Below are 10,519 nucleotides of genomic sequence, written 5' to 3' on the forward strand. Positions count from 1 at the left end.
GTCAGTGTCCCTCGTGCCCAGGCCTTGAGGCCACCGGGCATTCCATAAAACTGTTGACCACGCGTTCCATCTGCATGAAGCGCGAGCCTTTCACCAACACGGTGGTGTCGGGCGCGAGTTCGTTTTCGAGTTCGGCGAGCAGTTCCTGGATACGCTCGAAGTACATCGCACCCGCGCCGAATGCGCCGACGGTTTCCCGAGTCAGCTCGCCCAGGGCCAGGAGCTTGTCGACCCCGGCAGCGCGCGCGGCCAGGCCGATCTGCGCGTGCAGTGCCGCAGCGTCGTCGCCCAGTTCGCCCATGTCGCCCAGCACCAGCACTTTCCGGCCGGGTTGCTGTGCCAGCACCGCCAACGCGGCTTTCACCGAATCCGGGTTGGCGTTGTAGGTGTCGTCGATGAAGGTGCTGCCGTGCAGGGCAGGTTTTCTTTGCAGACGGCCCTTGACGCCGCTGAAACCGGACAGCCCGGCGTCGATGCTGCGCAGGCTGACGTCGAGGGCGAATGCGGCCGTGGCGGCGGCGAGTGCGTTCATCACATTGTGTTCGCCCGGCACCTGCAGGGCGATGTCGAGACAGGCATTGGGCAGGGTGAGGGTCAGCGCCGAGCCAAAGGTGCCGGGACGATATTGCCCACGCACCGCCGCCGGCTGCCTGAGGCCGAAGTCGATCACGCTGCGCCGCGCATTGGCGTCGCGCCACAGCCCGGCATGCGCATCGTCGGCGTTGAACACCGCAATGCCGGCGTCCGACAGGCCGTTGAAGATTTCGCCCTTGGCGCGCGCAATGGCTTCGACCGAGCCGAGAAAGCCGATATGCGCGGTCATTGCGTTGTTGAGCACCGCCACGTCCGGCCGCGCCAGCCGCGTCAGGTAGTCGATTTCGCCCGCGTGGTTCATGCCCATTTCCAGCACGGCGAACTGATGCGTCTGGCGCAGGCGCAGCAGCATCAGCGGCAGGCCGATGTCGTTGTTGAGGTTGCCCTCGGTGGCGAGCACCGCATCGTCGGAACCCGCTTCCACCCGCAGGATGGCTGCCAGCATTTCCTTCACCGTGGTCTTGCCGTTGCTGCCGGTGACGGCGACGACCGGAATCGCGAAACACCGGCGCCAGGCGGCGGCCAGCCTGCCGAGCGCGAGGCGGGTGTCGTCGACGCGGATGGCCGCCGTCATGCCGGGCGCCTGCGCGGCATCGAGCACTACGCCGGCCGCGCCCTGCTCTAGCGCCTGCGCGGCAAATCTGCCGCCGTCGAATTTCTCGCCACGCAGCGCGATGAAGAGATCGCCCGGCTGAACGCTGCGGCTGTCGGTGGAGACGCGCAGTACCTCGGCATCCACCCCATCAAACGGCACGCCGAGCATGGCGGCGGCTTCGGACAAACGCATCATGCTCATGTCCATGCCTCCAGGGCTTTTCTGACAACCGCCAAGTCGGAGAACGGCTGCCGCGCGCCGGCGATTTCCTGGTAGTCCTCGTGGCCCTTGCCGGCGATCACCACCACGTCGCCGTGATGCGCGCCGCCGATGGCCTCGAAAATCGCGCGCGCACGATCCGGCTCGACGTGCGGCTTGTCACCCGCGCCGGCCAGGATGTCGTCGATGATGTGGCGCGGGTCTTCGTTGCGCGGGTTGTCGCTGGTGATCCAGACTTCGTCGGCACCTGCGACTGCGGCCTGTCCCATCAGCGGGCGCTTGCCGCGGTCGCGGTTGCCGCCGCAGCCGAAGACGCAGATCAGGCGCCCGCCGCTGACGATTTCGCGCAGGGTGGCGAGCACCTTTTCCAGCGCGTCGGGGGTGTGGGCGTAGTCCACCACCACCAGCGGATGGGCGTTGCCGCCGAGGGTCTGCATCCGTCCCGGCGGCGGCGTGATGTGCGCCAGCGCCTGGCAGGCATCGTCCAGCTTCACGCCGGAAACCAGCAAAGTGGTCAGCACGGCCAGCAGATTGGCGGCGTTGAAACGGCCCAACAGCGGCGCGTCGACTTCGGCGTTGCCCCAGTCGGTATGCACCGCGAGATGCAGGCCGGCCTGCGACAAGCGCAGCTTTTCGCCCACCACGGTGCCACGCTGAAAGCCGTAGCCGGCGACGCTCGCTGGCCGCGTCTCCGCTTCCAGCCGCTTGCCGAAGGCATCGTCGACATTGACCACCACCCACTCCAGCCCCGGCCAGCCGAACAGCCGCGCCTTGGCGTCGGCATAGCTGTCCATGTCGCCGTGGTAATCGAGATGATCGCGCGACAGGTTGGTCAGCACTGCGACGCTGAATTGTGTTCCGTTGATCCGTCCCTGCGCCAGCCCGTGCGACGACACCTCCATCGCGCACGCGGTCGCGCCCTGCTGCCGGAAATGCGCGAGCCGCTGCTGCAGTTCGATGGCGTCGGGCGTGGTGTTGAGCGCAGGCGTGAGGGCGCCGGGAAAGCCGTTGCCGACGGTGCCGATGACGGCGGTTTTGCGCCCCAGTTGCGAGAAGGTCTGCGCGACCCAGTGCGCCACCGAGGTCTTGCCGTTGGTGCCGGTGATCCCGACCATGTGCAGCGCGCGCGAAGGCTCGCCGTAGACATGGGCGGCGATTTCGCCGATGCGGTTTTTCAGACCGGCCACCCCGGCATTGGGAATGGCGAGCGCAGGATCCCACTGGTAGTGGTCGGCTTCCCACAGCACGCCGTCGACGCGCTGCGCCACCGCCTGTGCGATGAAGTCGCGGCCGTCGCGCGCCTCTCCGGGGTAGGCGGCGAACACCGTGCCCGGCATGGCCTTGCGGCTGTCGTTGACGAGCTCAGCGACGGCAATGCCGAGCCGCTCCAGAATGTGCGGCACGGATTCCAAAATAGCCTGCGACGCGGCCAGATTGTTTGTGTCTTTTTGGGGATTCGCCATCACGCGCCTCCACCCGCAGCCACCACGGGCGGCGCGTTCTGCGTCACCCGCGTCGTGGTTTCCGGCGCATCCGGCGGCACCGCGAGCTGACGCAGGCTGGCGGCCATCACCTGCGCAAACACCGGGCCGGCGGTGCTGCCGCCGTAATACACCCCGCCGGACGGCTCGTCGATCACCACGCCGACAATAAGGCGCGGGTTGGAGGCCGGCGCCATGCCGACGAAGGAGGACAGGAAGCGATCGGGCGCGTAGCGGCCGTCGACCAGCTTCTGCGCGGTGCCGGTCTTGCCGGCCACGCGATAGCCCGGCACCCGGGTACGCATGCCGGTGCCGCCTTCCTGCGTCACCGTTTCCATCATGGCGCGCACTTTGCGCGCCACCGCCGGCGAGAACACCCGCTCGCCGGCAATTTCCTGCGGCTCGCGCTTGAGGAACGACAGCGGCATCACTTCGCCGTCGTTGGCAAAGGCCATGTAGGCACGGGTCAACTGCAACAGGCTGACCGACAGGCCGTAGCCATACGCCATGGTGGCATGCTCGACCGGCTTCCAGGTGGCGGCGTCGCGCAGACGCCCGGCGGTCTCGCCGGGAAAGCCCGACCCCGGCAACTGGCCGAAGCCGGAGCGGTGCAACACGTCCCAGTATTGCTGCGGCGTCATCGACATGGCCAGCTTCACCGCGCCGACGTTGCTCGATTTCTGGATGATTTCGCTCACCGTCAACTGGGGATGCGGGTGCGTGTCGCGCACCAGCTTGGCGCCGACGCGCCAGGTTTCCGGCGTGTCGATGACGCTGTCGGGACGAAACAGGCCGCGCTCCAGCACCGCCGCCGCCACGAAGGGCTTGATGGTGGAGCCCGGCTCGAAGGTATCGATCACCGCGCGATTGCGCATCGGTCCCGGCGAGTAATTGCGACGGTTGTTGGGGTTGAATATCGGCTGGTTGGCCAGCGCGAGAATCTCGCCGGTCTTGGCGTCGAGCACCACCACGCTGCCTCCCTTGGCCTTGTACGTTGCAATCGCCGCCGCCAGTTCGCGGTGCGCCAGATACTGGATGTTCAGATCGAGCGACAGCGCCAGGTTGCCGCCCATCTGCGCGGTCTGGATCGGCGCCAGGTCGCGGATGGTGTTGCCGCGGCGGTCGCGCTGGATCCGGCGCTGACCCTCGCGTCCGGCCAGCCAGTCCTGATAGGCACGCTCGACGCCTTCCTGGCCGAGATCGTCCACATTCGTGAAACCGACCACGTGCGCGGCGACTTCGCCCGCCGGGTAGTAGCGGCGAAATTCTCGCCGCAGGTGCAGGCCCGGCACCCCCATGGCGGCGATCCTGACCGCCTGCTCCGGCGTCACCGGGCGCCGCACGCTGAATTCGCCACGCGTCTTGCGCGCCAGCGTTTTCTCCAGTGCCTGCGGCGACACGCCGAGCACCCTGGCCAGCTGCGCGCGCTCATCGTTTGACAGCTTGAGCTCGTCCGGGCGCGCCCACAGGGACTCGACCGGCGTGCTGATCGCCAGCAGCTTGCCGTTGCGGTCGGACACCTGGCCGCGATGCGCGGGCAGGGTGAGGTTGCGGTTGGTCACCGCATCGCCCTTGCCCTGCAGATAGTTGGTGTTGAGGCCCTGCAGATAGAACGCGCGCCCGGCCACCACCGCCAGCCCGGCAAGCAGCAGGCCGCCCACCGTCGCCATGCGCCAGGAGGCAAGATTCAACTTGAGCAGTTTCCTCGAGTGGTAGTTCATGGCGCGTCTGCCAGCATTTCGATGCGCACACGATCGTGCGCCGGCTCAACCAGGCCAAGCCGGGTGCGCGCGAGCGTGTCGACCCGCGCCAGATTGGCCCAGGTGCTCTGCTCCAGCTGCAGCTTCCCCCATTGCTCGTCCAATACGCGCGCCTCTTTCTTCAGGCGTTCCAGTTCCACAAAATAGGTACGCGAGCGATGCTGTGCCTGGATCACGGCCAGCGCACACACCACCAACATCAGCGCCATGACGACGTTGAAGCGACTCATGTCCCGTCGCCCATGCGTTCCGTCACCCGCAACACGGCGCTGCGCGCGCGCGGGTTGGCCGCCACTTCGGCGCCGGTCGCGCGCTGGGCGCGACCCACCAGTTTCAGCCGCCCCGGCTTCAGCAGGGCGGCCGGTATCGGCAAGCGGCGCGGCGCCTGCTCACCCAGGGCCTCCTCGCGCATGAAGCGCTTGACGATGCGGTCTTCCAGCGAGTGAAAACTGATGACCGCGAGCCGCCCGCCGGGTTTCAATTTGTCCACGCATTGCGGCAGCACGGCGCTCAGCTCTTCCAGTTCGCGGTTGATGTAAATCCGTATAGCCTGGAAGCTGCGGGTCGCCGGGTGTTGCCCCGGCTCGCGCTTCCTGACTGTTGCGGCGATGAGACTCGCCAGCTGCCCGGTGCTGCGGATGGCTGCTTCCTGGCGTGCCGCAACAACCGCGCGCGCAATCGATTTAGCAAACCGCTCTTCCCCGTAGGTGCGGATGACTTCACTGATCTCTCCTTCTTCCGCCGTCGCCAGCCAGTCCGCCGCCGACAGCCCGTTTCCCGGATCCATGCGCATGTCGAGCGGCGCATCGAAGCGGAAGCTGAATCCACGCGTCGCGTCATCGAGCTGCGGCGACGACACCCCGATATCCAGCAATATTCCATCCACCTGCGTCACACCCAATTGGTCGAGCACCGCAGCCAGCCGCGAAAACGGGCTTTGCACCAGCGTCAGCCGGGCGTCCTGCAGGGCCGCGCCGGCGCGGATGGCGTCGGGGTCACGGTCCAGCGCAATCAGTCGCCCGGCCGGCCCCAGCTGCGCCAGGATCAGCCGGCTATGACCGCCACGCCCGAAGGTGGCGTCGACATAGATGCCGTCGGGCCTGATTTCCAGTGCCGCCACCGCCTCCTGTGCCAGCACCGGCACATGGGCGGTCTCCATCACAACGTAAAGCCTTCCAGTTCGGGCGGCAGCGCATCGTCGCTGAACGTCAGCGCCTGGGCCACCTGCGCTTCCCAGCGCGCCTCGTTCCACAACTCCACCTTGCTGCCCTGACCCACCATCACCACGCTTTTATCCAGTTCGGCGAACTTGCGCAGCATTGGCGGCAGCAGCACGCGGCCGGCGCTGTCCATGTCCATGTCGTGCGCATAACCGACGAGCAACTGTTTGAGACTGCGGGTGCGGGAATTGAAATCGGAGAGACCGTTGAGCTTTTTCTCGATCGGCTCCCACTCGGGCAGGGGATAGAGCAGCAGGCACTGGCTGGGGTCGGCGGTGATCACCACGCGCCCGCCGCCATTGACCAGAAGGGCGTCGCGGTAGCGCGCCGGCACCACGAGCCGGCTCTTGCTGTCCAGATTGACAGTTGCGACCCCCCGAAACATGCGCTCCCCCCCAGTTTATTGAATGTCGATTCAGCCGAATTTGGCTGCGTTTGGCCGGGTGCATTCTCCCACACGCTCCCACCAATCACCACCTGCACCCACTATAGGGGATAGTTTTGTGGGGGTCAAGCCGACAGACGTAAAAAAACCCCTATGCCTCAAGGACTTAGGGGTGGTTTTTAGTTGTGGATAAGTTTCTGGAAAAACCTGAGCTTAGCGGCTAATTCTGCTTATTTTTTTAGGTAAAAACGCTAAGTATTTGAATTACATGAAAAGTGGGAAAGTCGGTCGATAAGCCGGGTTCTGTCGTGGACAACCATTCCTCTAGGCCGGTCATTGCTGACCGGCTCCAGCCACCTACCCGCAGACTCGGCGAGCCGCGTCATCGTCTGCCTATTTGGTGTTGCTCCGGATGGAGGTTACCGCGTTTCACCGTAACTGAATACGCTCGTCTCTGTGGCCCTATTCCTCGCCTCGCGGCGTCCGGCCGTTAGCCGGCATCCTGCTCTGTGGAGCCCGGACTTTCCTCTCCCACTTGCGTGGCAGCGGTTGTCTAACTGGCTTTCCCATTGGCATTATAAAGCCTTTACTTGACTGCAGCGGCCGATCTGCTATTCAAAGGTATCCGGGCCGGATCACGACCCCTATCAGGAGATTCATCATGAGAAGACGTTTGTATTTCATGGTACCGGACACCCGCAGCGCCCGCCAGATTCGTGACGAGCTTCTGCTCGCCCGCGTCGAAGATGGCCATATTCACGTCATGGCCAAGGATGGCACATCGCTTGACGGCCTGCGCGAAGCCTCGGTCCTGCAAAAAACCGATTTTGTTCACGGCGCCGAAACCGGCCTGGCCGTGGGCGGGGGCATAGGCATCATTGCCGGTCTGGTGGCGGTGTTTTTCCCGCCCGCCGGCATTGACCTGCAGCTCGTCACCATCCTGCTCACCGCGCTGATCGGCGCCGCGTTTGGCGCTTGGGTCGCCAGCATGGTCGCCAGCGCGATCCCCAACTCGCGCTTGAAAAGCTTCGAGTCGGCGATCGCCGCCGGCCATGTCCTGATGATGGTGGACGTGCCGTCAGGGCGGGTCGATGAAATCAAGAAGCTGGTTGCCGCGCACCACCCCGAAGCCATGAGTTCGGGTGTCGAACCCACCATTCCGGCGTTCCCGTAACCCCCTCCTCCCGCGCAGCGCAATGCTGCGCGACACCTGGAAGCACCCAGCGGGCATAAACGCTGGCTGACTTCCACCACGGCAGACTTTCCCGGTCTGCCTTTTTTTATTTCACGCCACGCGCCAGCGGATCGTCTCGCCCGCACGCAGCGGCACCAGGGTTTCGTCGCCCAGCTTGAGGCTGGCCGGCGCGTCCCAGCTTTCGCGCTTGAGGGTAATGGTGTCGGTGTGGCGCGGCAGGCCGTAGAAGTCGGCGCCGTAAAAACTGGCAAAGGCCTCCAGCCTGTCAAGCGCGCCTGCGTCCTCGAACGCTTCGGCATACAGCTCGATCGCAGCGTGCGCGGAATAGATGCCGGCGCAGCCGCAGGCGGTTTCCTTGGCGCCCACCGCATGCGGCGCGGAATCGGTGCCGAGAAAGAACTTGGGATTGCCGGAAATGGCTGCGGCCACCAGCGCCTGGCGGTGCTGCTCGCGCTTCAACACCGGCAAGCAGTACATATGCGGGCGGATGCCGCCGCGGAACATGGCATTGCGGTTGTACAGCAGGTGATGCACGGTGACCGTCGCGGCGACGTTGGCCGGCGCAGCAGCCACGAATTCTGCGGCCTGGCGCGTGGTGATGTGCTCCAGAACGATTCTCAGTTTGGGAAAATCGCGCAGCAGCCGCGTCAGATGCCGGTCGATGAACACCGCTTCGCGGTCGAACACGTCAACCTCGGAATCGACCACTTCGCCGTGCAGCAGCAGCGGCATGCCGACTTCCTCCATCGCCGCGATCGCCTGGTAGGCCTGGGGGAGTTCGGTGACGCCGGAGTCGGCGTTCGTCGTCGCCCCCGCCGGGTAATATTTCACCGCATGCACGAAGCCGCTTGCCCGCGCGCGGCGGATTTCATCGGGCTGCGTGTTGCCGGTAAGGTAGAGCGTCATCAAGGGCTCAAACGACGTGCCAACCGCAGCGGCCAGCAGACGCGCACGGTAAGCCGCCGCGTCGGCCACGCTCACCACCGGCGGCTTCAGATTGGGCATGGCGATGGCGCGGCCGAACACGCGCGCGGTGTCGGGCAGTACGCTCTGCATGGCGGCGCCGTCGCGGAAATGGATGTGCCAGTCGTCGGGGCGGGTAATCGTGAGGGTGTCGGTCATGCGTCACCTTGATCCTGCGGCTTGAGTGCCAAGGTCATTTTATAGAGTTCGGCCTTGCTGCGCCCGGTGATCTTGGACGCCAACTTGGACGCCAGGGTGGGGGGGAGCTCACCCAGCAGCACGTCGAGTACCCGCATCGCTTCCGTATCGACCATCGCTGCGGCCGCCGCAGGCGGATGCACGATGACGACGAATTCGCCGCGCACATGGTTGGGGTCGGCAGCCAGCCAGGCCGGCGCATCGGCGAGTGGCAGCGTGACGATGGATTCGAACCGCTTGGTCAGTTCGCGCGCCAGCGTCACTGGGCGCGAATCGTCCAGCACCGCCGCCATGTCGGCGAGCGTCTCCTCGATGCGGTGCGGCGCCTCGTAGAACACCAGCGAACAGGGCAGCGCTGCCAGCGTTTGCAGCTGTGCGCGGCGCGCGCCGGGCTTGGGCGGCAGGAAGCCATGGAACAGCCACTGCCCCGACTCGATGCCGGCGGCCGACAGCGCCGTGGTCACCGCCGAGACGCCGGGAATCGGCACCACCGCCTGGCCCGCCGCGCGCACCGCAGCCACCAGCCGCGCGCCGGGGTCGGACACCGCCGGCGTGCCGGCGTCCGATACATAGGCCACCGCCTCGCCCGCGGCGATCCACGCAATCATCTTGTTGGCCGCTTCGCGTTCGTTGTGCTCGCGGATGGATGCCAGCGGCTTTCTGATATTGAAATGCGCCAGCAGCTGACCCGACACGCGGGTGTCTTCGGCCGCCACGCGATCCACGCACTTCAGCGTGTCGAGCGCACGCAGCGTGATGTCGCCCAGGTTGCCGATCGGCGTGGCGACGATATAGAGCGCGGGCGGCAGGCGGGTATGATGGGCTGATTCGTTCATGGATCGCCATTGTCGCAGATGTTGAAATCCCTGCTCGGGCACGCTGCCGAATCGCGCGCCGAAGCCTTCCTGAAAACGCACGGCCTGAAACGCGTAGCGCGCAACTGGCGCTGCCGCTTCGGCGAGATCGATCTCATCATGCAGGACGGCCCCACCCTGGTGTTCGTCGAGGTGCGGCTGCGCAGCCGCAGCGATTTCGGCGGTGCCGCCGCCAGCGTGACGCCGGCCAAGCAGAAGAAGCTGCTGGCCGCCGCGCGCCAGTACCTGACCACGCTGAAAACGCTGCCACCGTGCCGATTCGACGTGGTGGCGCTCACCGGCACGGCGCCGCCCGACTGGATCAAAAACGCGTTTGACGATATGGGATAATTTCCCTTATGCCCTTACTCGACAGAATATCCGGCCACTTCCAGGCCTCGGCGCAGACCAAGCTGAATGCTGCCGAGGCACTTGCTCCGGCGATTGAACAAGCCGCGCGCCACATGGTGCATTGCCTGACGCAGGGCGGGAAAATCCTCGCCTGCGGCAACGGCGGCGCGGCGGCGGATGCGCAGCATTTCGCCTCAAAGATGATCAACCGCTTCGAGCAGGAACGCCCGGGGCTGGCCGCGATTGCGCTGACCACCGACACGTCCACGCTGACCTCGATTGCCAACGACTCCGCCTATGAGCAGGTATTTGCGCGCCAGGTGAAGGCGCTGGGTCAGCCGGGCGACCTGTTGCTGGCGATTTCCAGCAGCGGCAATTCGCCCAGCGTGTTGCAGGCGGTGGCCGCTGCCCACACGCGCAGCATGCCGGTGATCGCGCTGACCGGACGCAGCGGCGGCGGCCTCGCGGAACAAATGCAGGAGGACGACGTCTTCCTGTGCGTGCCCGCCGAATCCACGGCGCGCATTCAGGAAGTCCATCTGCTGATCATCCATTGCCTGTGCGATGCGGTGGACAGCGTCTTATTAGGAGTCGAGGAATGAACAAACTGATCAAAATCGCGCTGGTGGGTGTGGCGTTGTCGCAATTACATGGTTGCGCCGCGGTCGTTGTGGGCGGTGCTGCCACGGGTACGGCGGTTGGGC

Annotated in this window: 11 protein-coding genes and 1 other RNA gene; 3 read left to right on the top strand and 9 right to left on the bottom strand. The window is 65.6% G+C overall.

The window, feature by feature from the left end:
• Position 1: 1 nt before the first annotated feature.
• From ABW22_RS08150 to rnpB, 7 genes are all read right to left on the bottom strand, one after another.
• Complete coding sequence (locus ABW22_RS08150) at positions 2-1,384, bottom strand: UDP-N-acetylmuramoyl-tripeptide--D-alanyl-D-alanine ligase (RefSeq protein WP_059754667.1); 1,383 nt, start codon at positions 1,382-1,384, stop codon at positions 2-4.
• Between the two features lie 2 nt (positions 1,385-1,386).
• Positions 1,387-2,871 (bottom strand): UDP-N-acetylmuramoyl-L-alanyl-D-glutamate--2,6-diaminopimelate ligase, encoded by a 1,485-nt coding sequence (locus tag ABW22_RS08155; RefSeq protein WP_082708636.1) that lies wholly within the window; start codon positions 2,869-2,871, stop codon positions 1,387-1,389.
• On the bottom strand, positions 2,871-4,610 hold the full coding sequence (locus ABW22_RS08160; protein WP_059754623.1) for a peptidoglycan D,D-transpeptidase FtsI family protein: 1,740 nt from the start codon (positions 4,608-4,610) through the stop codon (positions 2,871-2,873). The genes ABW22_RS08155 and ABW22_RS08160 overlap by 1 nt, the downstream gene beginning before the upstream one ends.
• Complete coding sequence (ftsL, locus tag ABW22_RS08165; RefSeq protein WP_059754626.1) at positions 4,607-4,879, bottom strand: cell division protein FtsL; 273 nt, start codon at positions 4,877-4,879, stop codon at positions 4,607-4,609. The genes ABW22_RS08160 and ftsL overlap by 4 nt, the downstream gene beginning before the upstream one ends.
• Entirely contained in the window at positions 4,876-5,808 is a 933-nt protein-coding gene (rsmH, locus tag ABW22_RS08170; protein WP_059754629.1) for a 16S rRNA (cytosine(1402)-N(4))-methyltransferase RsmH, read from the bottom strand. Before rsmH ends, ftsL begins: the two co-directional genes overlap by 4 nt.
• The gene (mraZ, locus tag ABW22_RS08175) at positions 5,808-6,254 is read right to left on the bottom strand and encodes a division/cell wall cluster transcriptional repressor MraZ (RefSeq protein ID WP_059754631.1); all 447 of its coding nucleotides are present in this window, start codon (positions 6,252-6,254) and stop codon (positions 5,808-5,810) included. The genes rsmH and mraZ overlap by 1 nt, the downstream gene beginning before the upstream one ends.
• A gap of 276 nt (positions 6,255-6,530) precedes the next feature.
• Positions 6,531-6,819: RNase P RNA component class A (gene rnpB, locus ABW22_RS08180), an RNA gene on the bottom strand.
• Positions 6,820-6,915: 96 nt separating this feature from the next.
• Here rnpB and ABW22_RS08185 point away from each other — a divergent pair.
• On the top strand, positions 6,916-7,428 hold the full coding sequence (locus ABW22_RS08185) for a hypothetical protein (RefSeq protein WP_059754635.1): 513 nt from the start codon (positions 6,916-6,918) through the stop codon (positions 7,426-7,428).
• A 111-nt stretch (positions 7,429-7,539) separates the two neighbouring features.
• On the opposite strand, the gene pyrC is transcribed toward ABW22_RS08185, so the two are convergent.
• Together pyrC and rsmI are read right to left on the bottom strand one after the other, a co-directional pair.
• Entirely contained in the window at positions 7,540-8,571 is a 1,032-nt protein-coding gene (gene pyrC, locus ABW22_RS08190; protein WP_059754638.1) for a dihydroorotase, read from the bottom strand.
• Complete coding sequence (gene rsmI, locus ABW22_RS08195) at positions 8,568-9,446, bottom strand: 16S rRNA (cytidine(1402)-2'-O)-methyltransferase (RefSeq protein ID WP_059754641.1); 879 nt, start codon at positions 9,444-9,446, stop codon at positions 8,568-8,570. Before rsmI ends, pyrC begins: the two co-directional genes overlap by 4 nt.
• An 18-nt stretch (positions 9,447-9,464) precedes the next feature.
• Here rsmI and ABW22_RS08200 point away from each other — a divergent pair, with 18 nt between their 5' ends.
• The gene (locus ABW22_RS08200) at positions 9,465-9,815 is read left to right on the top strand and encodes a YraN family protein (RefSeq protein ID WP_059754670.1); all 351 of its coding nucleotides are present in this window, start codon (positions 9,465-9,467) and stop codon (positions 9,813-9,815) included.
• A gap of 8 nt (positions 9,816-9,823) precedes the next feature.
• Positions 9,824-10,417, top strand: a complete 594-nt coding sequence (locus ABW22_RS08205) for a phosphoheptose isomerase (protein ID WP_059754643.1) — start codon at positions 9,824-9,826, stop codon at positions 10,415-10,417.
• The last annotated feature ends 102 nt before the right edge of the window (positions 10,418-10,519 follow it).

Source organism: Thiobacillus denitrificans (assembly GCF_001530125.1).
In the GTDB taxonomy this organism is placed as follows: domain Bacteria; phylum Pseudomonadota; class Gammaproteobacteria; order Burkholderiales; family Thiobacillaceae; genus Thiobacillus; species Thiobacillus denitrificans_C.